The organism is Salinisphaera sp. PC39 (genome assembly GCF_040361335.1).
In the GTDB taxonomy this organism is placed as follows: domain Bacteria; phylum Pseudomonadota; class Gammaproteobacteria; order Nevskiales; family Salinisphaeraceae; genus APNM01.
In genome coordinates this window covers 63,751-84,970 of the sequence record NZ_APNM01000010.1, presented here as the reverse complement: position 1 = coordinate 84,970, position 21,220 = coordinate 63,751, and the positions used below count along the sequence as shown (strand labels likewise).

The following is a 21,220-nucleotide window of genomic DNA, read 5'->3' as shown; positions in this document are numbered from 1 at the left end:
CCGTTAACGCTAATAGAATGACTCGATTGACGGCCGGGCCCGGGGAGACACGCGGCGTGACAACCACGCCGGTGCGGGCCTTGACCCATTCATCGGAACAGGAACTATGACGGTAACAATCGCAGTCCCGAAAGAGGCCGCGAGCGGCGAGAATCGCGTCGCCATGGTCCCCAAGGTCGCCGAGAAGCTCGCCAAGCTGGGCGTCGAGGTGCGGATCCAGAAGGGTGCCGGCGAAGGCTCGCGCATCCCGGACGAAGGCTACGCCGACCCGATCAAGGTGGTCGGACGCGCCGGCGATGTCTACAACGCCGACGTCGTGCTCGCCGTGAACGCGCCGGACCCCAAGAACCTGGCGAAGATGAAGAAGGGCTCGATCCTGGTCAGCTTCGTTCAGGCCCACCAGAATCCGGAGGCGGTCAAGGCCCTGAACGAGGCCGGCGTCACCTGCTTCGCCATGGAGCTGGTGCCGCGGATCACCCGCGCCCAGAGCATGGACGCGCTGTCCTCGCAGGCCTCGGCCGCCGGCTACAAGGCCGCGCTGATGGCCGCGAACTCGCTGGAGCGCTTCCTGCCGATGCTGACCACCGCGGCCGGCACCATCCGCCCGGCCAAGGTCCTGGTGATCGGCGCCGGCGTGGCGGGCCTGCAGGCGATCGCCACGGCCAAGCGCCTGGGCGCCAAGGTCGAGGCCTACGACGTGCGCACCGACACCAAGGAGCAGGTCGAGTCCCTGGGCGCCGACTTCCTGGTCGCCGAGGGCGTCAAGGCCGAGGCCGAGGGCGGCTACGCGCGCGAGCTCACCGACGAGGAGAAGGCCAAGCAGCAGGAAATGCTGGCGAAGCACGTCGGTCAGGCGGACGCGGTGATCACCACGGCCGCGGTCCCCGGCCGGCCCGCGCCCAAGATCATCAGCAAGGACATGGTCGCCAAGATGAAGTCCGGCTCGGTGATCGTGGACCTGGGCGCCGCCGGCGGCGGCAACTGCGAGCTGACCAAGCCCGGCGAGACCGTCAAGGAAGGCTCGGTCACCATCCTCGGCCCGACCAACGTCCCGGCCGAGCTCGCCGAGCACGCCAGCGAGATGTACGCCCAGAACCTGTTCAACTTCCTGAGCCTGATCCTGGTCGAGGAGGAGGCCCCCGAGGGCGAGGACAAGCCCAAGGGACCCCAGCCGCGCAAGCTCGCTATCGACTGGGACGACGAGGTCCTCGCCAAGTCGGTGCTGACGCACGACGGCGAGATCAAGAACGAGGCCGCCAAGGAAGCGCTTCAGGGCTAAACGTGACTGGTGATTCGTGATCGGTGATTGGCAAGAGCGAATCACGAATCACCAATCACGGATCACGAGACACAGGAGATCGAGATGATTACCGGATTCGTTGCGCTCTACATATTCATGCTCGCCGCCTTCACCGGCTACGAGATCATCGGCCGGGTGCCGGTGATCCTGCACACGCCGCTGATGTCCGGCTCCAACTTCGTGCACGGGATCGTGCTGGTCGGCGCGATGGTGGCCCTGGGCCACGCGCACGGATTCTGGGAGACCCTGATCGGCTTTGTCGGCGTCGTCCTGGCGGCCGGCAACGCGGTCGGCGGCTACGTGGTCACCGAACGCATGCTGGAGATGTTCAAGTCCTCCAAGGACTGACGGCGAACCGCAAGGTCCCGATCCGAGCGCTCCCGAGCAACGAATAAAGGTCAACCGATATGAGTTTCTGGCATTTCACCGTCGAGGCGAGCTACTTCATCGCCGCCGTCCTGTTCATCGTCGGCCTCAAGCGCATGGGGTCGCCCAAGACCGCGCGCGGCGGCATCATCTGGGCCGGCGCCGGCATGGTGCTGGCCACCGTGGTAACCCTCTGGCATCCGGCGATGGAGGCCGGGGTCGGCCGCTACTTCCTGATGCTGCTGGCGATCGCCATCGGCGGCATCGGCGCCTGGATCTCCGGCAAGCGCGTACAGATGACCGCGATGCCGCAGATGGTGGCGCTGTACAACGGCATGGGCGGCGGCGCGGCCGCGGCCATCGCCCTGGTCGAGATGTACTCCGGCGCCGCCTGGGCCCACGGCACGACCGTGCTGGGCCTGGCGGTCCTGGGCGCGATCATCGGCGGCGTGTCCTTCTCGGGCAGCCTGATCGCCTGGGCCAAGCTGGAGGGCGTGCAGAAGAAGACCATCCGCCTGCCGCAGCAGCACCTGATCAACGGCGGCCTGGCGCTGGCCACGATCGTGCTCGGCCTGTTCATCGTCACCGCCGACAGCAGCACGCCGGTGCTGGTCACCGTGCTGCTGCTGGCCACCCTGGTGTTGGGCGTGCTGATCACCAACCCGATCGGCGGCGCCGACATGCCGGTGGTGATCTCCCTGTACAACGCCCTGACCGGTCTGGCGGTGGCCTTCGAGGGCTTCGTGCTCTCGAACCCGGCCATGATCATCGCCGGCACCGTGGTCGGCGCGGCCGGCTCCCTGCTGACCATCCTCATGGCGAACGCCATGAACCGGTCGCTGGCCAACGTGCTGTTCGCCGGCTTCGGCGTGGACGACGGCGCCGAGGCCGAGGGCCCCGAGGGCGAGATGAAGTCGGTGGAGGCCTTCGACGCCGCGGCGTCCTTCGCCTACTCCGACACCCTGATCATCGTGCCCGGCTACGGCCTCGCCGTGGCCCAGGCCCAGCACAAGCTCTGGGAGTTCGTGCAGATGCTCCAGAAGGAGCACGACGTGGACGTGAAGTTCGCCATCCACCCGGTGGCGGGCCGCATGCCCGGGCACATGAACGTGCTGCTGGCCGAGGCCGGCGTGCCCTACGACATGATCTACGACCTCGAGGACATCAACGCCGAGTTCCCGACCGCGGACGCGGCGCTGGTGATCGGCGCGAACGACGTGGTCAACCCGGCCGCGCGCACCGACGAGTCGAGCCCGATCTACGGCATGCCGATCCTGGACGTGGACAAGGCACGCGAGTGCTACGTCATCAAGCGCGGCAAGGGCACCGGGTTCTCGGGCGTGCAGAACGCGCTGTTCTTCGGCGACAACACCCGCATGATCTTCGGCGACGCCAAGCAGGTCTGCACCGACCTGGCGGCGGGACTGAAGCAACTCTGACCATGCCCTTGCCATGGCACGGAAAAGGCCGCCCCCGGGCGGCCTTTTTCTTTCGGGGACTCGCGTGAGCGGCGCCGAGCCCGCGCTGGCGGACCTCGCCGACCGCCTGTCGCGGCACCGTCCCTGGCGACTGCCCGGCCGGCGCCGGATCGACCGCGCGGCGGTGGCCGTGGTTCTCGCGGAACGGCCCGAGGGCCTGAGCGTACTGCTGGTACGGCGCGCGGAGCGCGAGGGCGATCCCTGGTCGGGGGACATGGGCTTCCCCGGCGGCCGCCTGCAGTCGGACGACGACCGCACGGTGGCGGCGGCCTGCCGCGAATGCCGCGAGGAGACGGGGCTGGTGATATCCCCGGCGGACCGCATCGGCCGCCTGTCCGACCGGCTCACGCGCAGCCATGCCCGGCCCCGACCGATGGTGGTCACGCCCTACGTGTTCGCGGCACGCGACGCCGAGCCCGAGTGGGACCTGAACCACGAGGTCCGCGAGACCCTGTGGCTGCCGCTGGCCTTCCTCGCCGACCGGCGCAACCGCGGCCGCATGCTCTGGCGGATCGGACCGGTGCCCCTGCCGATGCCCCGCTACGACTACCGCGGCCGCCGCGTCTGGGGCCTCACGCTCCTGATGCTCGACGAACTCGTGCGCCTCTACCGGCGCGTTCCAAGCTAACCACAGGGACACAGGGGCACAGAGGAAGCCAAGAAATCCGGGCAGGCTCGGCTGGCACCGCTAAACCAACCGACCCTCTGTGGCTCTGTGCCTCTGTGGTTACATCAAGAATCAGAAATGCCGTTCCAGCAGGGAGCGGATCTTCTGGGTGGGCTGACGCGCCCAGTTCTTGTCCAGTTCCTGGACCACGCAATGTGCGGTCGCCGGATCCAGCTTGTCCCGGAGGCGGCCCAGGAAGGCCGGCGCGGCCACCAACACGAGCTTCTCGAACTCGCCGCCGCTGCGGCCCTTGTGCAGGGCATCCGCCACCTCGCGCGCGAAACGGGCCGCCTCGGTTTCCGCCGGGGTGTTCTCCCAGTCGGAGGCATGACTGCTCTGGCGCGTGCTCTCCTGCTGCTCGCCGCGGCCGCCGGTGCGAAGGTCGCCGTTGTGCAGCCGCGATTCGGGATGGGCCAGCCCGCGGAACTCGTCCAGTTCCTGCCAGCGGCCGTCGCGCTTGAATATCCGGGCACGGGCGGAATCCGCCACCACGATCCAGGTCTTGTGCATACCGCCTCCCAGTCAGGTTGGGTCGATCAGTCGGCCGGTGGCCGGCACCTCCAAGATACGCCTGACGTCCCCCCTTTAGCGAGATGCCCCCACCACCTTTTCCCGTAGACCGCGGCAAGCGCGATTCGTGCCCCGGCCAGAGAACCCGATCAGAGGACCTGCCGCACCAGCCCCATGCGCGCGGCGGCCAGTGCCGCCTCCGCCCGCGACGAGATCTGCAGCTTGCGATACACCCCCTTGATGTAGCCGGCGGCGGTGTTCCGGGTCACGCCCAGGCAATCCGCCACTTCGTTGAGGCGGTATCCCTTGGCGATCAGAACCAGGGTCTCGCGCTCACGCGGCGAGAGGCTCTCCGGCCGCTCGTGGACCGGCTCGGGCTCGAACACCTTGAGCAGTCGGCGCGCGATCACCGGCGACAGCGGCGGCTCGCCGGCCGCGATGCCGCACAGTTGCGTGACCAGCCGATCCTTCGGCTGATCCTTGAGCAGGTAGCCGGCGGCGCCGGCGCGCAGGGCCGGGAACAGGTGCGAGTCATCGTCGTAAATGGTGGTTACCACGCATTGGCAGCGCGGATGCAAGCGGCGCATCGCCAGGATCAGATCCACGCCGTCGCCGTCCGGCAGACCCAGATCGACCAGGGCCAGGTCGGGCGCCAGCGATTCCAGACAGTCGCGTGCCGCCGCCAGGTTGCCGGCGGTGCTGACGGCAATACCCGGAAACGCCGCCGCGAGGACCCGGCACAGCCAGTCCCGCGAGGCCGGCAAGTCCTCCACCACCAGGGCGGACCGGGGCGTATTCATGTTCCAAGCTCCAGTCGAAGGCGACACTCCAGCCGTATCCGGCCCGGTTCGGGCTGACTCCAGCGCAATTCGCCGCCGAGCTGCCGGGCGCGGGCCTGCATGTTGAGCAGACCGCGGCCGACTTCCCAGCGTGACGGAGCTTCCGCGTCGCTGTCGTATTCCATGGTCAGGCCAATATCGTCGCCGCCGGTCGCCACGGCCACCTCTATATGGGTGGGGCGCGAGTGCGCGAGCGCGTTCGCGAGTGCCTCCCTGAGAATCCGCAGCGGATTGGCCCGCGCCTGCGGCCCGAGATCGCGCGCGGGCATCTCGCCATACTGCCGCCAGGCAAGCGCGACCCCCCCCTGCTCGCAGAGATCGGCGATCTGGGCGCGCCAGTCGTCGATCGCTTCGGCCGCCGGCCGGCGGCCGGCGTCGAGCTGATCGATCAGCAACCGCACCTCGGCCAGGGCACCGCGGGCCGCGTCCGCGATCTCGTCGCTGCCGGCCCGCAGGATCTGCTCGTATAGCCGCGCGGCCAGATCGTCCTCGAGATCGGTCTTGATCCGGGCGCGCTCGGCGGCGGCGCCCGCCTCCCAGGCCCCCCGCAGGTCGCTGGCATAGGCGGTCAACGGCAACAGGGTCTCGACCAGACGCAGGTCGGCATCGTCGAACAGGCGGGCGCCGCGGTCCGGCCAGCGCAGGCTGTAGCCCGGCAAGCCATCCTCCGCCGGCGTCCACAGGGTGGAGCCGTCCGCGCTCACCCGGATGCGCGCGGACGAGTCCCGCTCGCGACGTATCTCCATGGGCGAAAACGCCCGTTCCAGCAGGCCCCGCCATAGGGCGTCGCGCCCGCTCTCGTGGCGGGGATTGAACAACACGTCGAGGGCGTCGCCCAGCAACGGCAGGTCGCGCGCGCGGCGACGCCGGGCGCGCCTGCGCCCGAGCCAAACCCGCAACGGGAAATAGATCCAACCGGCCGCGGCGATCACGGCGAGGAGCGCCCAGGACTGCGGCCAGCGGGTCACCTGCGCCACCAGCGGCGTCGCCAGCAACACCGCAAGCAGCGCCGCGAAACCCGCCAGTGTCGGGTACCACCAGCGCTCGAGCTGGAACAGGCGATAGCGGGCCACCCCGGCGGCCACGCCGGCATAGATCGGCAGCAGCAGACCGAAGGAGTAGCTCTGCGGGAAGATCGGCGAGCCGCCGAACAGCACCGGCAGGAACATCAGACTCACGAACAGGCTGCTGCCGGCGAACCAGGCGAAGGCGAACCAGCGCATGGCCGCCCGGTCGACCGGCGAATCGAGGCGTCGCCACTGCTCCACCGCCAGGACCATGGTGAACACGAGGCCGATCAGGAGCGGATAGCGGAAACCGGCATCCACGTTCGGCAGCCACCACACGCTGTCCAGGACCCAGACGATGCCGAAGACGACGAAGCTGAGACGGGCGGCGGGCAGGGCCGTCAACCGATTCGGGTAATGCCAGAGTGTCGCCACGAAAGCGCCGGAAAACAGCATGCCGCCGCCGTGATTGGCGACGGCCAGGGCACGGAACAAGTCGGCCGACAGGGCCAGTTCGCGGGTACTGTAGACGGCCGCGGAAAGGCCCACGACGAAGAGCCCCAGCCCGGTGATGCCGAACAGCGTGCCGGCGCGGTCGCGGCGGAACGCCCAGACGGCGGTGGCGATGCCGAGGCAGATCACCGCGAACGCGAGCTGGAACCAGAATGCGGCCGGCAGACTCGCCAGCGGCCGGTTGCGCGAGGGACGAACCTCGCGCGGCGGCCCGGTGGCGGGGTAGAGGACCAGCCGATCGCCGGACAGGATGGCATGCAGACGATCCTGGCGGGCGAGGAAGTCCGCATACTCGGCGTACGTGCGCAGGAAATCGGGCTCCTCCAGGAGATCCCGCGCCGCCAGGTCCATACGCTCGCCGCCGGGCGCCGCCAGGGCCAGCAGGCGCCAGTCGCCGGTGTCCTCCGCCACGATGAGTCCCGGGCCGTTGTCCGGCACATAGGGCGTCAGACCCAGCCAGGGCTGGCGCAACGACAGCCACAGGCAAACGGCGATGCCCGCGACCGCGAGGCCGAGGCCGGCCACCAGCAACGCCGCCGGCGACACGCGCGGCAAAACCGCCGATGGTTCAGCGTGTGGCATCGGCCGCTCCCCCCGGCTCGTCCGGCGTCAGCGCCACGGACCAGACCGTTTCCAAGTGCGGCGCCGTATACCGCCAACGGATATATCCGCCCTGTCGGGCCATGCGTTCCCGGAGGTTGTGAAGGCCCAGGGATTCGCGCCATGCCTGCGGCGGCGGTCCGTCGTAACGATGCCGCAGGACGCAGTCCATGCGATCGTCGTCGAAACGGATATCGAGGGTCAGGCGCTCGGGACGGGCATGGCGGATGGCATTGGTGACCGACTCCCGCAGCACGCGGGTCAGCGCCAGCAGAACCGTCCCCGAGAGGGTGATCTCGGGCGGCTCGTCATGGAGCCGCCATTGCAGTTGCACGGCGGCGGCCTCGCAGCGTTCGGCCACCTCGGCACGCCAGTCGCCCATGGCATCGGCCAGGACCACCCGCTCCGGACCCATGCTGTAGATCACCGACCGCAATTCCGACAGGGCCGTGCGAACCTGCTCGGCCTGGGGCGCGTCCAGACGGTTTACCAGGGTCAGGAGACGCGCGCCGACATCGTCGTGGAGATCGCGCGCCACGCGGTCGCGCTCGGCGACCACGGCCGCCCGGAGCCGCCCGCGGTAGCCGAGAATCTCGCCGAACAGGCCTCGCAGGTCGATCAGCAGCGCCAAATCCTCCCGCCGGAACAAGCGCGCACCGCGCTGACAATATCGCAGCCGCCGCGGGCGCCGGTCATCGTCGCCCGCCACGTCCAAGGCCAACCCCCCTTCGTGGACACGGTCCGCGGACACCCCCTCGCAAACCGACATGTCGCCCGGACGATAAACCTGACTGAGCAGATCCGCCCAGGCCCGGTCCGGCTCGCGGTCGAGCCGCGACAGCGCGTCCGTGACCATGCGTACCAGAACGGGACGACCCGAGCGGCCGAATCCGGACAGCCACTGGGCGAACCATTGCCGAACCGGAAAGTAGAGCCAACCGACCACGGCCAGCGAGAGCGGCAACGCGATCGATCCGGACAAACCGATGGCATGGATCAGAAGGAAATCCAGGCCGTAGACCATCAAGCCCGAGACCGCCAGCAACCAGGCGCGCCCCCACCAGCGGTCGAGCTCGAACAGACGATAGCGCAGGATACCCACGGCCAACGCCAGGTGGATCACCAGCAACAGCAGAAACGCCGGTGCCTGGGCCGACGACGCGTCGATCCCGAAAAGCGGCGGCACGAACACCAGCGCCAGGAACAGGGTGCTGCCGAAGAACCACGAAAACAGGAACCAGCGGAGTCCGGCGCGCGCCAGAGGCTCGCCGCGGCTGACCCGCCACTGCCGGACGCCCAGCAGGATCGCCCCCAGGAACCCCGCGAGTACCGGCATGCGCAGGGAAAGATTGAAGTCGGGAAGCCAATAGAATGCCGCGGCCAGCGCGACAACCGCATAGATCGCAAACAGTATCGGGCCGAGCGGCAGACTTCCCAGGCGCCTCGGGTAATGCCACAACACGGCCACGAAGGCGGCGGTATAGAGTAGCGTGCCGGTCTGGTTGACGATGTGTAGCGCCTCGAATGTCGCCAGGGGCAGCGCGAGTTCCCGACTGGAGTACACCGCCGCCGACAGGGCGGCGGCGGCCAATCCGAGACCGGTGATCGCGTAGTAGCGCGCCGCGGGATCCGACTGCCGGTACGCCCAGACGGTGGCGCCGGCGAGCAGCCCGCCCGCCCCGCACAGGAGCTGAACCCAGAAGGTCCATGGGAGTTCCCCCGGCGGGCGTCCGGCGCGCACCGGCACGGACACGACCGTGTCGTCCGCCAGGACCAGGGCGGCATGGTCCGCCGACAGGGCGTGCCACAGGGCGTCCTGTCGCGCCAGGAAGGCACGGTAGTCGGCGGCCCGGACATGGGTGGCATCCGGTTCGGGCGTGATATCCGCCGCGGTCAGCGGCAGATACCGGTCATCCGCTATCAGCGCCGCCACGATCATGCCCGGTTGCAGCGCCGGGACCGACACGGTCCCGGCGATCCCGGCAATGGCCACGTCATCGCCGGCGGCACGCCATTGCAGGCCCAGGCTCGGACCGCGCGTGGCGAGCCACAGGACGGCGGCAATCGCCGTCAACGTCGCCAGGCCGGCGACGGCGATAACCTGCTCGGGAGCGATGCGGAATACCGGACGCATGCGGACCTCTTGTTGTTCGTGTCGTACCGGGTCGCCATGCATGCCACGACTATGCGCCCGGTCACGGACCCGCTCGAACCCCCATATAGGGGTCGTCGCGCCCGGCTCGTCGGTCGTTCACAGCCGTATCTAAGCGCGTATCCCCAAGGACCGCAACGAACCCGTGGCTTCGCCGGCCGCAGCGCATGTCGTATGCTGGAGGCACCACACACGCGGTTGGTGCCATGATCGATCTCTATACCGCCGCCACGCCGAACGGCTGGAAGGCATCGATCCTCCTGGAGGAGTTGGGCGTCGACTACGCGGTGCACGCCCTCGACCTCGGAGCCGGGGAACAGAAGACGCCCGAATACCTGGCGCTGAACCCCAACGGGCGCATCCCCACCATCGTCGATCGCGAGGCCGACGACTTCGCGGTATTCGAGTCGGGCGCCATCCTGATCTATCTGGCCGAGAAGCACGGGCGTTTCCTGCCCATCGACGTGAAGGGCCGCTCCCGCGTGATCCAGTGGGTGATGTTCCAGATGGGGGGCATCGGCCCGATGCAGGGCCAGGCCAACGTTTTCCATCGCTATTTCGAGACACGGATCCCAGAGGCCATCGACCGCTACCAGCACGAGACGCGGCGGCTGTACGAGGTCCTGGACCGGCAACTCCGGGGTCGAAGCTACATCTGCGACGAGTACTCCATCGCCGACATCGCCGCCTGGCCCTGGATCAAATTGCACGACTGGGCCGGGGTCGACACCTCGGGCCTGGACGCCCTGGAGGCCTGGATCGAACGGGTCGGCAACCGCGACGCGGTACAGCAGGGCATGACGATACCGGCCCCCATCGACCCGGAGGCGACCCGGGAGACCGCCAGGAACATCCTGACGCGCTGACGCCGGCCTACAGGTTCTGGCGCACCAGCCCCATGCGCGCCGCGGCCAGCGCGGCCTCCGCGCGCGACGAGACCTGCAGCTTTCGGTACACGCTCTTGATGTAGCCCGCGGCGGTGTTGCGGGTCACGCCCAGGCAATCCGCCACTTCGTTGAGGCGGTACCCCTTGGCGATCAATACCAGCGTCTCGCGCTCGCGCGGCGACAGGGAATCGGCCTGCTCGTGCTCCGGCTCCGGCTCGAACACCTTCAGCAGCCGGCGGGCGATGATCGGCGAGAGCGGCGGCTCGCCGGCGGCGATACCGCGGAGCTGCATCGCCAGGCGCTCCTGCGGCTGGTCCTTGAGCAGATAACCCACGGCGCCGGCGCGCAGCGCCGGGAACAGGTGCGCATCGTCGGCGTAGATCGTGGTCACCACGCTCCGGCAGCCCGGATGCTCCCGGCGCAGCGCCAGTATCAGGTCCACGCCGCTGCCGTCCGGCAGGCCCAGATCGACCAGAGCCAGATCGGGCACGAATTCCGCCAACGCGGCCCGCGCACCCGCGAGATCGGGCGCGGTATCGATCAGGATGCCCGGGAAAGCGACACGCAGGACATCGCCAAGCCAATCGCAGGATGTCGGCAAGTCCTCGACGATCAAGGCCGATTCCGGCGCCATCGCGGTATTGCCCGTCCCTTCCGGCTTCATGCTGTTGTCGTTTCCCCGCATCGCGCCCCGTTCCGGCCGTATCCCGTCAGCCCGTAATCTGCGCGATACGTTCGACGAGCGCCACCCGCATCCGGGGGGTGCGCGCCCGGCGCAAACGCGTCAGGCTTGTGCCAGGACAATAACCGGAGTAAATGGGTTTCGAGGATGCGTGCCACGGCGGCCTTGCTGCTCTGGGCGGTCGTCATGGCGGCGGTCGCGGAAACCCCGTCGTCCGTGCCGGTGCTGCACCACGATGCGACGGTCACGATCGACTCGGCGGTGCGCGCCACACCGGGCGGCGACACCCGGCGGGTCAGCCTCCCGGACGACTGGCGCCGGACCCTGGCGCGCTATGGCGGCGCCGCCTGGTACCGCTTTGCGGTGGACGTGCCCGAGCCGGGCGAACGGCTCGGCATCTACATCCCCCGCGCCTGCAACTCACCCTGGGTCTACGTGAACGGCGACCTGGTCGGCAGCGGCGGCAGCCCCTGGTCGGGGCCGCGCGTCCACCGGCAATGCTATCTGCCCTTCCTGTTCTCGGTGCCGGCCGGCGTCCAGCGCGCGGGCCGCAACGATATCGCGGTGCGGGTGTTCGCGTACCCCTCGCACGAGGTCGCCAGCGAACAGCGCGGCGGCCGACTGAGCACCATCCGCGTCGGCGACTACGCACGGCTGCGCGAGGCCTACCTCGCCGAACGCACCTGGCACGTGTCGTCGGCGCGCTTCATCAGCGCGGTGCTGGCGTTCTTCGGTCTGGTCATGGCGGTGTTGTGGTCCAACATGCGCCGCGACCTATATGCCTACTTCGCCGCCGCGCTACTGATCGGCGCAATCCTGGTGGCCCGCATCTACGTCGTCGATCTGCCCCTCGACAACGTCACCCTGGAGCGGCTCACCCTGGTGCTGACCTACGGCATCGGCCTGACCCTGTGGTTGAGCCTGTTCCGCTTCGCCGACATGCGGTTGCCCCGCTTCGAGCGGCTCCTGTGGGGCGGATCGGCGCTCGGCGCGGTCGCGGCACTGACGATCCCGGCCGGTTATCTCCGGCTGCTGGGACTGGTCAGTTTCACGCTGGTCATGCTGTCCGGCCTCGTGGTGCTGTTCCTGCTCGGCCGCCACCTGCATCGCAAGCGCGGCCGGCACCTGCGGTTCTATTACGCCGGACTGGCGGTGATCCTGGCGACCACGGTGGTGGAGTACCTGTCGCAGGTCCACGCCATCCCGTCACTGCAGCGGCCGGTGCTGCACGTGACCGTGCCGCTGCTGTTCGTGCTGTTCAGCTTCCGCCTGATCGACAACTACGCCAAGGCGCTGCGCCGCGCCGAGCGTGTCAGCGAGGAACTCCGGGAACAGGTGGCGCTGATCAAGCGCGAGGTGGAGGTCGCCTACCAGAAGCAGGCACGCGCGGAGCAGGCAAGGGCGGCCCAGGAAGAGCGCGAACGCATCGCCCGCGACCTGCACGACGACCTGGGCGCGCGACTGCTCACCCTGGTGCACACGGCCCGGGAATCGGAGATCGCCTCCCAGGCCCGCGCGGCACTGGGCGATCTGCGTTCACTGATCGTCGGCATGGAGAGTGATGAACGTCTGCCGCTGGTGGAATGCCTGGTCGACTGGCGGGCCGAGGCCCGTCAACGCTGCGAAGCCGCGGAGGTGGCGCTGACCTGGGAGATGTCAGGACCGATGCACCGACATGACCTGAATCCCCGCCAACGCATCACCGTGGAACGGCTGATCCGCGAGGGCATCACCAATGCACTCAAACATGCCGCCCCCGCGAGGATCCGGATCGCCGCCGAGGTCGGCGACAAGGACCTGACCGTGCGCATCGCCGACGACGGCGCCGGGGCGCCGGTCACGGCATGGCGTCCGGGCGTGGGCATGCGCAGCCTGCAGATGCGCGCGCGCCAGCTCGGCGGCACCATCGCCTGGCGCGACATCGAGCACGACGGCCGGCGGACCGGCACCGAGCTCATCCTCACGCTACCACTGACCTGAAGCCTCCGAAGCCGACGTTTCCCCCTACCTGGGGGCAGCGGCGGACCGGTCGTCATCCCTAGTCTCGGCATGACGACTTCAGGAGGAACCCGGTCATGCGCTATATCATTCAACTCGCCGCCGCCCTGATCGCGGCTCTTGCGCTCGCCGCCTGCAACGACAGCAGCAGCGGCGACGACTCGTCCGGCAGCGCCGGCGCCAGCCCCTCCCTCGGGCTGATCACCAACGCCGCCGTCAACTTCTACGAGGCCGACGGCACCACGCTCATCGGCTCCGCCGAAACCGGCGACGACGGCAGCGTCGATATCCAGACCGGCTCCTACGACGGTCCCGTCGTGGTCGAGGTCCTCGGCGACGACACCGACGCCATGTACTACGACGAGGCCAGCGCCACCCTCGTGCCCTTCCCCGACGGCAGCGCCATCCACGCCATCGTCTCCGGACCCGGCACCGTCGGCGTCACCCCGCTGACCGAAATCGCCTATCTCGCCGCCCAGCGGCAGGGCCTGTTCCCCATCTCCGCCCAGGCCGTCGACGAGCTCAACGAGATCGTGCGCGCCGCCCTGGCGCCGGGACTGTCCAGCATCCTCTCGGTGCCCACCCTGGTCGGCGACCCCGGCGTCACCTCCCTGGGCGATGATGAGGCCGGCAACTACGCCCTGCTGCTCGCCGCCCTGGCCGAACTCGGCAGCGGCCAGGCCGCCCCGGCCCTGGCCGTGCTCGACGCCCTGGCCGCCGATCTCGCCGACGGCGATATCGACGGCGAGGACAACGGCACGGATATCGGCGCCCCCTACGCCGACTTCCTCGCCGAGATGCAGACCGCGCTCAACGACATCGCCGGCGATTACAGCTATCCCGGCACTCCCGACGACCAACGTCCCGTCAGCAGCGTGGTCGACACCTCCGGCGTCTCCAATCCCGACGACGGCGACGGGGACGGCAACAGCGGGAACCTGGTCTGCAACTCGACGTCCGCCACCCTCAACACCGACCTCGTGGGGACCTACGACCTGGTCTACACGGAAAGCGAAACCGGCGGTCCCTTCAACGACGGCGAGGGCGTCCAGGCCACGGTCAGCTCCAGCGGCCAACTGCATATCGGCGGCACGATCCTCGCCGATCCCCAGCACTGCATCTACGACGGCTCGACCCACACGCCGGAGATCATCTGGGCCGATCCCGACGAACAGATCGAGTACGCCCTGACCGACAACGACACCGGCACCTTCAACGAGATCAATGTCGGCGACGCCTCCCGGCCGCGCGACTTCGGCGACACCCAGTTGCCGACCTTCCTGGGGCAGCTCAAGCCGGGGACGAACGGCGGTCCGCCCCAGCAACTCCTCGACATCGCCGGAAACTACAACCCCTACGTGGTGATCAAGGGCGGCGATTTCCGCAGCGCCTACGCCCTGGAACAGCAGGTGCCGGTGTCCATCGACCCGCAGACGGGTGTGATCACGGTGGACAGCCAGTACACGCTGGACCCGGCCGACGAGGATTTCTACTTCGAGGACCGCTCCGGCGACGCCACACCCCGCTACAGCGTCCGTACCAAGGACGACCAGGACCGCACACTGGAACTCTGGCTCTACATCGAGGACGGCAGCGTCATCGCGCACCGTTTCATCCTGCGCGACGACAGCCCCGGCAGCGACGTGATCGAGGCCGAGGAGCGCCCGCTGCCGACCGAGATCACCGATCTGTTCGCGGCGTTCCACGCGGGCGACCAGCCCTTCGAGCTGGTCACGGTGCTCGACGACGAAAGCTACAACAGCGGCTTCGACAGCGAGTGCACGACCTTCGACGTGACCACCAGCGACGGCACCCAGAAGAGCACGGCCGACACGCTGACACCGTTCGTCGCCGAGATCAGCTCGGACACTTTCATCTACGAGCATGACTTCTATCGGGCGGACACCCGGTATTCGTCGGACAGCGGCGACCAGAGCCTGACCTTCACCGAACTGGGCAAGCGTTTCACCCTGCGGGCCGACGGCTACGTCGACGTGACGGCCTTCTTCACCGGCGATCTCAAGGACCGCGCCACCAACGACCCGAGCGAAATCTCCGCGGCGGGATGCGACACCCCGGCATCCGGCATCGACGGCAGCGGTGACGGCGACCCCACGGCCACCGCCGTGGGCTCGGGCGAAGGCGCGACCGGCGACGTCAACGGCGACACCCGGACCTTCACCAATACCTTGGCCAAGCCCGGCGCCGGCAACAACTACCTCGTGGGGGCTGAGGGCGACCTCAACGGGCAGACCTGGGAGGTCACGGTGCCGCCGCAGTCCGGCACCTATCGCTGTAACGAGACGGCGGACACCTATCTCGTTCATCGCTACAACGATCCGGAGAGGGGCATCAGCCAGCAGTGGTACGTCGCCCACGATCCGGGCGGCGCCTGCGAGATCGTCGCCGTGCGCGACGGCGACCTCTTCGAGGGCACCTTCAGCGCCACGCTGATCGACCGCAACGGCAGCGGCGACGGGACGGTGACCAACGGCGGCTTCCGCGTCACCCTGCCCGAGTCCGCGCCCCCGCCGGTCGACGGCGGCGGTTCGGGCGGCGTCCTGGGTGACGCTAACGGCGCCTCGGGCACCATCGACGGCACCACCGAGACGGTCACCGACGATGTCTTTACCACCGAAGGCAGCGGCCTGATCCAGATCACGGCCCGGGACAGCGACAGGGCCCGCATCTGGGACCTGCAACTGCCGGCCAGCCTGGGCCAGCACAATTGCCAGCCGGGCGCGGGCGGCACGTTCGTCAAGTACACTCGCGACACGGGCTTCAACGCCGCGGCGACCGGTTCGAACGCCACCAACACCTGCACGATCGAGGTGACCGCCATCGACGCCGACTCGATCCAGGGCACCTTCACCGGCACGCTGGTCGACCAGAACGACAATCCCTTCCCGGTCAACGACGGCGAGTTCGCGGCGGACCGTTAAGCGGACTCGGACCGGTATTCAGCGGGGGCCGCAAGGCCCCCGCTTTTTATTGCCTGCAACACACGGACCAGTCCCCCCACTTGGGGGGAGCGACCGGCGTGGGCCCTATCTAATCTCGGCATCACGCAACCCTGAGGATTCCGGTCATGCACTCATCCCTTCGCCTGCTCACCGCCCTGATCGCGGCTCTTGCGCTCGCCGCCTGCAACGACAGCAGCAGCGGCGACGACTCGTCCGGCAGCGCCGGCGCCAGCCCCTCCCTCGGGCTGATCACCAACGCCGCCGTCAACTTCTACGAGGCCGACGGCACCACGCTCATCGGCTCCGCCGAAACCGGCGACGACGGCAGCGTCGATATCCAGACCGGCTCCTACGACGGTCCCGTCGTGGTCGAGGTCCTCGGCGACGACACCGACGCCATGTACTACGACGAGGCCAGCGCCACCCTCGTGCCCTTCCCCGACGGCAGCGCCATCCACGCCATCGTCCCCGGGCCCGGCACCGTCGGCGTCACCCCGCTGACCGAAATCGCCTGGCTCGCCGCCCAGCGGCAGGGCCTGTTCCCCATCTCCGCCCAGGCCGTCGACGAGCTCAACGAGATCGTGCGCGCCGCCCTGGCGCCGGGACTGTCCAGCATCCTCTCGGTGCCCACCCTGGTCGGCGACCCCGGCGTCACCTCCCTGGGCGACGACGAGGCCGGCAACTACGCCCTGCTGCTCGCCGCCCTGGCCGAACTCGGCAGCGGTCAGGCCGCCCCGGCCCTGGCCGTGCTCGAGGCCCTGGCCGCCGATCTCGCCGACGGCGATATCGACGGCGAGGACAACGGCACGGATATCGGCGCGCCCTACGCCGACTTCCTCGCCGAGATGCAGACCGCACTCAACGACATCGCCGGCGATTACAGCTATCCCGGCACCCCCGACAACCAACGTCCCGTCAGCAGCGTGGTCGACACCTCCGGCGTCTCCAATCCCGGCGGCGGCGACGGCGGGGGTGACGGCAGCGACGTGCTGTGCGAATCCGAGCCCGCCACCCTGAATCCCGACCTGGCGGGCACCTACAACCTGAGCTACAACGAGGTCGAGGCCGGCGCACCCTTCACCGACGGCCAGGCGGTCACCGCCACGATCGGCGGCGACGGCAGCCTCCAGATCGACGGCAAGACCCTGACCGGCCCACGGTTCTGCGTCTTCAGCGGCTCGGCACACACGCCGGAGGTCATCTGGGCCGATCCCGACTCGTCGATCGAATACGCCCTGACCGACAACGACAGCGGCAACTTCAACGAGATCAACGTCGGCGACGCTTCGCGGCCGCGGGACTTCGGCGATACCCAGTTGCCGACTTTCCTGGGGCAGCTCCTGGAAGACGAGGGCGACGGCAACGATCCGGCGCTGGAGGCCTTCAAGGCCCTGGGCGGCGACTTCAATCCGTACGTCGTGTTCAAGGGCGGCACGGCGTTCAGTGATGCCTACGCGCTGGATCAGCAGGTGCCGTTCTCCATCGATCCCGACACCGGGGTGGTCACGGTGGACAGCCAGTACACGCTGGACCCGGAGGAGACCGGCTACAGCCTGGCGGACCGCATCGACAACGCCACGCCGCGCTACCAGATCGACCTGACCAAGCCGGACGGCCTGGAGATGAAGTTCGAACTGTTCGTGGAGGACGGCGCGGTGATCGCGCACAAGCTGACGCTGAGCGGGACCCAGAGCGGCACGCTGGAGGCCGAGGAGCGGCCGCTGCCGGCAGCGATCACCGACCTGTTCGCCGCCTTCAACGGGGATAGCCAGCCCTACACGCTGACCCTCGTGGAGGACGACACGACCTACAACAGCGGCTTCGACAACGGCGAGCTGTGCGCCACGTTCGAGATGACCACCACGGACGGCAGCGACCGCAGCGCCCCCAGCCGGACGATCCCCTTCGCCGTGTGGCTCCGGTCCGAGTCGCCGTTCTTCAATTATCCGTACGACTTCTTCCGCAGCTCGGCACGCTACGCGGCGGACGGCGACGACGAGAGTCTGACCTTCACCGCCCAGGGCATCCGCGTCATCCGCCGGGCGGACGGATACATCGATGTGGAGTCGGTGTTCATCGGCGAGGTCAAGGATCGCGCCACCACCGATCCCGCCGCAATCTCAGCGGCTGGTTGCGCCGATAGCGTTGCGTCCGACCCGGAAGAGGGCAACAACGGCAAGGCACGGGTTTCCGGCAACGGTTTCACGGGCGTGATCGACGGCACCGAATACACCTACAACGGCAACGTGGTGCAGTTCCCCAACAGCTCGGGCGACGGCACCGTCCGGTTCGATGCCGACGACCCGAACGATGTGACCACTCGTTGGCGCCTTTTCGTGCCCGACGAGATCGGCACCTATGCCTGCAACGAGACCGCCGAGGGCACGGTACTGCAACACATTCACGTGGGCGGCGCCGGACCGGCCAGCGGCAGCGGCACGGGAGACGGCAACTGTACGGTGAAGCTGGTCCAGGCCGGGCCGGTCTACGAGGGTTATTTCACCGGTTCGCTGGAACAGGGCGCGGGCGATCCGCTGCTGAGCGTCACCGACGGCTATTTCTTCTTCGATCCGAACCCCTCGGACGGTAGCGACACGCTGGGGCCGAACGAGAGCGGCATGCGTTATACCGTCGATGGCGAACAATTCGTGGTCAAGGATGCCTTCGTGCTCAGCAACACACCCAACCTCGACTATATGACGCTGGTTTCGCCGAGCAGCAACAAGACGGGATTCTGGGTGCTACCCAACGAGACCGGCACTTATACCTGCGGCCAACCCGCGGGGACGTTCCGGCAGTTCCACGTCGATTTCCGCCACAAGGGATGGCCCTACGAGGCCGGCGATCAGAGCGGTGCCGGCCCGGCGGGGGCCAGTTGCACCATGACCCTGACGCAGGTCGGGGACATGCCGGCCAGCGACACTGACTATACCGGCACCGTGGAAGGCACGTTCAGCGGCACGTTCGTGGACAGGGAGGGCAGCAGCATTACCGTCACCGACGGCTTCATCCGCGCCTTCGGCAACAATCTGGAATAACGGCGACCAAGGCTCGTCACGCATCGGGCGGCTCTCCGGAGCCGCCCTTTTTCGTCGCCGATGCGGCGCCGCTTCCCCCGAAACGGCCGGCGAACGCCATCCCCCCATTTGGGGCGAGAGGCCGCGCGCCATCCCCGCCTATGCTGACCGCAATCCGAGCGATCACTGCACGAGGGAACACCGCCATGGACAAGAGACTCGCCGTCGTCGCCCTGCTCACCGCCGGGCTGGCCCTGGCCGGCTGCTCGGCCACGGGCGGCCAGGGCGGCTCCGCCCCGGGCGCCAGCACGGGTTTCCTGGGCAAGAAACGCAGCGACATCGAGGTCGACAAGGGCAAGGCCTTCGCCGGCACGCAAAAGGTCGTCATCGGCGGCTTCAAGGTCGGCTTCGTCGAGTACAAAAAGATGAAGGCCAAGGCCGGCGGCGGCTTCCTCGGCAGCGGCTTCGGCGGCAAATCGCTGGCCAAGGTCACCCTGGCGGGCGTGGACGAAACCACCCGGCAGGTGATCGTCGACGCCGCCTACGCGGACTTCGTGTCCGGGCTGAGCGCGGCCGGCTACGAGGTGGTCGACCGCGGGGTGCTGCTGTCCAGCGACGCCTTCTCCGGCGCCAAGACCCACGCGGCCCCGTACGAGACCGACGACTCCACCCTCGCCGTGGGCGCCGACGTGACCTATTACGTGCCCACCGAGTTCGACGGCAAGATCCGCATCTTCATGTCGGACGCCATGGGCCTCGGCGGCGCCCTGGGCTGGAGCCATCCCTCGTCGGCGGCCACCAAGTTCGCGGACGAGCACGACGGGGCCCTCCGGGTACTGGTCGTCAACTATCTGATCGACTTCGCCAACTCCGAGAACTACGGCGGCATGCACACCTCGACGTCCTCGGTCAGCGTCTACCAGGGCCTGTCGATCAAGCCGGACAGCGGCGTGGAGATCATCGGCGGCCACGGCGGCACCTTCAGTTCCGCCGTCGGCAGCCTGCGCCTGGGACAGGCCAAGTACTCGACCGAGACCTTCGGCGAGGTCGTGGACGTGACCTCCAGCGCGAGCAAGACCACCGAGACCGTGGTGAACGTGGCCTCGGCCCTGCTCGGCGGCGGCACCAACGTGTCCCGCCGCTACGAGGTGCAGGCGGACCCCGGTCGCTTCGCCGCCCTCAGCGGCTCGCTGCTGGCCGAGGCCAACGCCGCGCTGCTTGAGCAGATGACGGCGTTGCGCTAGACACGACGCCGTCGATCCGGCCGCGGACACTCAGCGCAGCACGGCGACCAGCAGGCAGACCCAGCCGACGATCAGCAGCAGCCCCCCGAACGGCGTCACCGCCCCGAGCACGCGCACGCCACTGAAGGCCAGCAGGTAGAGGCTGCCCGAGAACAGCAGGATGCCGACGGCGAAGGCGGCGCCGGCGACGGTCAGCCAGGCGCCCGCCAGACGCGAAGCCAGCAGGCCCAGGGCGAGCAGGGCGAGAGCGTGCCAGAACTGGTAGTTCACCGCCGTTTCCCAGACCCGGAGCATGTCCTCGGACAGCCGCTCGCGCAGCGCATGGGCACCGAAGGCGCCGAGCACGACGCCGAGCAGGCCGTAGCCGGCCCCCATTGCCAACCAGAGCTTGGTCACGTTCGTCTCCTCGTGCTTGCGTTCGTGGTCAGCCGGACCAGGCCTTGCCGATGCGCGACGCGACATCGATCTCGCGCACCTTGCGGATGTGCGGTTTCTCGATCTCGCGTCCGATGTAGCGGGCCACGAAGCGGCGCAGCTCGCCGTCGACGTCGGCCGCCGCCCGCAGCACCGAGGCCCGCAGGCCGTGCGCCTTGACCGCGACCTCGATGTCCTCGGCGGTGGGCGGCGCCACGTCGATGATCACCTTGAGCGGCTCGGCCGCGCGCGCGGTCAGGCTCAACGCGGCCCGCAGGTCGGCGCGGAAGCGGTGGTTCTGGGCCGCCACCCGCACGCTGAGGTGCAAGTCCACCGGCACCAGGACCCGGAACGCCACGGCATTGCCGGGCCGCCGGGTCACGGTCGGGTCGCCGATGCGTCCCTGGGCGGCGATCCGCACCATGCGCCCCGGGCCCGCCGCCTTGGGGCCGAAGTCAATCTCACCGCCGACCATGCCGGACATGGCCTCGCGGATGCGCTCCGGCGTCACGGCGTGCTCGAAGAAGCGCACGCCGAAGGTCTCGTAGGTGCAGTACGGGCCGTCGCCTATCGTGTCGTCCAT

General features: G+C 68.7%; 16 protein-coding genes. 9 read left to right on the top strand and 7 right to left on the bottom strand.

The window, feature by feature from the left end; all coding sequences use genetic code 11:
* Positions 1 to 106: 106 nt before the first annotated feature.
* The 4 genes from PC39_RS11180 (at position 107) to PC39_RS11165 (ending at position 3,772) form a co-directional block, all read left to right on the top strand.
* Complete coding sequence (locus tag PC39_RS11180) at positions 107 to 1,279, top strand: Re/Si-specific NAD(P)(+) transhydrogenase subunit alpha (RefSeq protein ID WP_353253474.1); 1,173 nt, start codon at positions 107 to 109, stop codon at positions 1,277 to 1,279.
* 84 nt (positions 1,280 to 1,363) lie between these two features.
* On the top strand, positions 1,364 to 1,648 hold the full coding sequence (locus tag PC39_RS11175) for an NAD(P) transhydrogenase subunit alpha part 2 (RefSeq protein WP_311651191.1): 285 nt from the start codon (positions 1,364 to 1,366) through the stop codon (positions 1,646 to 1,648).
* 59 nt (positions 1,649 to 1,707) lie between these two features.
* Entirely contained in the window at positions 1,708 to 3,105 is a 1,398-nt protein-coding gene (locus PC39_RS11170; protein ID WP_353253473.1) for an NAD(P)(+) transhydrogenase (Re/Si-specific) subunit beta, read from the top strand.
* 64 nt (positions 3,106 to 3,169) lie between these two features.
* Positions 3,170 to 3,772, top strand: a complete 603-nt coding sequence (locus PC39_RS11165; protein ID WP_353253472.1) for an NUDIX hydrolase — start codon at positions 3,170 to 3,172, stop codon at positions 3,770 to 3,772.
* 111 nt (positions 3,773 to 3,883) lie between these two features.
* Here the strand turns inward: PC39_RS11165 and PC39_RS11160 are convergent, their stop codons facing one another.
* The 4 genes from PC39_RS11160 to PC39_RS11145 all read right to left on the bottom strand — a co-directional run bounded on the left by PC39_RS11160 (position 3,884) and on the right by PC39_RS11145 (position 9,414).
* Positions 3,884 to 4,321 (bottom strand): host attachment protein, encoded by a 438-nt coding sequence (locus tag PC39_RS11160; protein WP_353253471.1) that lies wholly within the window; start codon positions 4,319 to 4,321, stop codon positions 3,884 to 3,886.
* A 149-nt stretch (positions 4,322 to 4,470) separates the two neighbouring features.
* The gene (locus tag PC39_RS11155; protein WP_353253470.1) at positions 4,471 to 5,121 is read right to left on the bottom strand and encodes a response regulator; all 651 of its coding nucleotides are present in this window, start codon (positions 5,119 to 5,121) and stop codon (positions 4,471 to 4,473) included.
* The gene (locus PC39_RS11150) at positions 5,118 to 7,262 is read right to left on the bottom strand and encodes a sensor histidine kinase (protein ID WP_353253469.1); all 2,145 of its coding nucleotides are present in this window, start codon (positions 7,260 to 7,262) and stop codon (positions 5,118 to 5,120) included. The genes PC39_RS11155 and PC39_RS11150 overlap by 4 nt, the downstream gene beginning before the upstream one ends.
* Positions 7,249 to 9,414 (bottom strand): sensor histidine kinase, encoded by a 2,166-nt coding sequence (locus tag PC39_RS11145; RefSeq protein ID WP_353253468.1) that lies wholly within the window; start codon positions 9,412 to 9,414, stop codon positions 7,249 to 7,251. The genes PC39_RS11150 and PC39_RS11145 overlap by 14 nt, the downstream gene beginning before the upstream one ends.
* 224 nt (positions 9,415 to 9,638) lie before the next feature.
* Here PC39_RS11145 and PC39_RS11140 point away from each other — a divergent pair, with 224 nt between their 5' ends.
* Positions 9,639 to 10,298 carry a glutathione S-transferase family protein gene (locus tag PC39_RS11140; RefSeq protein ID WP_353253467.1) on the top strand — a complete coding sequence of 220 codons (660 nt, stop codon included), beginning with the start codon at positions 9,639 to 9,641 and terminating at the stop codon, positions 10,296 to 10,298.
* Positions 10,299 to 10,305: 7 nt separating this feature from the next.
* On the opposite strand, the gene PC39_RS11135 is transcribed toward PC39_RS11140, so the two are convergent.
* Complete coding sequence (locus tag PC39_RS11135; RefSeq protein ID WP_353253466.1) at positions 10,306 to 11,004, bottom strand: response regulator; 699 nt, start codon at positions 11,002 to 11,004, stop codon at positions 10,306 to 10,308.
* 144 nt (positions 11,005 to 11,148) lie between these two features.
* Between PC39_RS11135 and PC39_RS11130 the strand changes: the two genes are divergently transcribed.
* The 4 genes from PC39_RS11130 to PC39_RS11115 all read left to right on the top strand — a co-directional run bounded on the left by PC39_RS11130 (position 11,149) and on the right by PC39_RS11115 (position 20,223).
* Positions 11,149 to 12,981, top strand: coding sequence for an ATP-binding protein (locus PC39_RS11130; RefSeq protein WP_353253465.1), 1,833 nt, complete (start codon positions 11,149 to 11,151; stop codon positions 12,979 to 12,981).
* Between the two features lie 95 nt (positions 12,982 to 13,076).
* On the top strand, positions 13,077 to 15,941 hold the full coding sequence (locus PC39_RS11125; RefSeq protein ID WP_353253464.1) for a hypothetical protein: 2,865 nt from the start codon (positions 13,077 to 13,079) through the stop codon (positions 15,939 to 15,941).
* 146 nt (positions 15,942 to 16,087) lie between these two features.
* Entirely contained in the window at positions 16,088 to 19,000 is a 2,913-nt protein-coding gene (locus PC39_RS11120; RefSeq protein ID WP_353253463.1) for a hypothetical protein, read from the top strand.
* A 185-nt stretch (positions 19,001 to 19,185) separates the two neighbouring features.
* The gene (locus PC39_RS11115) at positions 19,186 to 20,223 is read left to right on the top strand and encodes a hypothetical protein (RefSeq protein WP_353253462.1); all 1,038 of its coding nucleotides are present in this window, start codon (positions 19,186 to 19,188) and stop codon (positions 20,221 to 20,223) included.
* 30 nt (positions 20,224 to 20,253) lie between these two features.
* Here PC39_RS11115 and PC39_RS11110 read toward each other — a convergent pair whose 3' ends face one another.
* Positions 20,254 to 20,619: a DUF423 domain-containing protein gene (locus PC39_RS11110; RefSeq protein WP_353253461.1), complete on the bottom strand. Its 366-nt coding sequence runs from the start codon at positions 20,617 to 20,619 to the stop codon at positions 20,254 to 20,256.
* 28 nt (positions 20,620 to 20,647) lie between these two features.
* Entirely contained in the window at positions 20,648 to 21,220 is a 573-nt protein-coding gene (locus PC39_RS11105; RefSeq protein WP_353253460.1) for a hypothetical protein, read from the bottom strand.

What these genes read in the sequence shown, in the direction of transcription:
- PC39_RS11140 (WP_353253467.1), top strand. Translation starts at nt 9,639, where the DNA reads ATGATCGATCTCTATACCGCCGCCACGCCGAACGGCTGGAAGGCATCG.
- PC39_RS11160 (WP_353253471.1), bottom strand. Translation starts at nt 4,321, where the DNA reads ATGCACAAGACCTGGATCGTGGTGGCGGATTCCGCCCGTGCCCGGATA.
- PC39_RS11170 (WP_353253473.1), top strand. Translation starts at nt 1,708, where the DNA reads ATGAGTTTCTGGCATTTCACCGTCGAGGCGAGCTACTTCATCGCCGCC.
- PC39_RS11145 (WP_353253468.1), bottom strand. Translation starts at nt 9,414, where the DNA reads ATGCGTCCGGTATTCCGCATCGCTCCCGAGCAGGTTATCGCCGTCGCC.
- PC39_RS11105 (WP_353253460.1), bottom strand. Translation starts at nt 21,220, where the DNA reads ATGGACGACACGATAGGCGACGGCCCGTACTGCACCTACGAGACCTTC.
- PC39_RS11155 (WP_353253470.1), bottom strand. Translation starts at nt 5,121, where the DNA reads ATGAATACGCCCCGGTCCGCCCTGGTGGTGGAGGACTTGCCGGCCTCG.
- PC39_RS11115 (WP_353253462.1), top strand. Translation starts at nt 19,186, where the DNA reads ATGGACAAGAGACTCGCCGTCGTCGCCCTGCTCACCGCCGGGCTGGCC.
- PC39_RS11180 (WP_353253474.1), top strand. Translation starts at nt 107, where the DNA reads ATGACGGTAACAATCGCAGTCCCGAAAGAGGCCGCGAGCGGCGAGAAT.
- PC39_RS11175 (WP_311651191.1), top strand. Translation starts at nt 1,364, where the DNA reads ATGATTACCGGATTCGTTGCGCTCTACATATTCATGCTCGCCGCCTTC.
- PC39_RS11125 (WP_353253464.1), top strand. Translation starts at nt 13,077, where the DNA reads ATGCGCTATATCATTCAACTCGCCGCCGCCCTGATCGCGGCTCTTGCG.
- PC39_RS11130 (WP_353253465.1), top strand. Translation starts at nt 11,149, where the DNA reads ATGCGTGCCACGGCGGCCTTGCTGCTCTGGGCGGTCGTCATGGCGGCG.
- PC39_RS11150 (WP_353253469.1), bottom strand. Translation starts at nt 7,262, where the DNA reads ATGCCACACGCTGAACCATCGGCGGTTTTGCCGCGCGTGTCGCCGGCG.
- PC39_RS11135 (WP_353253466.1), bottom strand. Translation starts at nt 11,004, where the DNA reads ATGCGGGGAAACGACAACAGCATGAAGCCGGAAGGGACGGGCAATACC.
- PC39_RS11120 (WP_353253463.1), top strand. Translation starts at nt 16,088, where the DNA reads ATGCACTCATCCCTTCGCCTGCTCACCGCCCTGATCGCGGCTCTTGCG.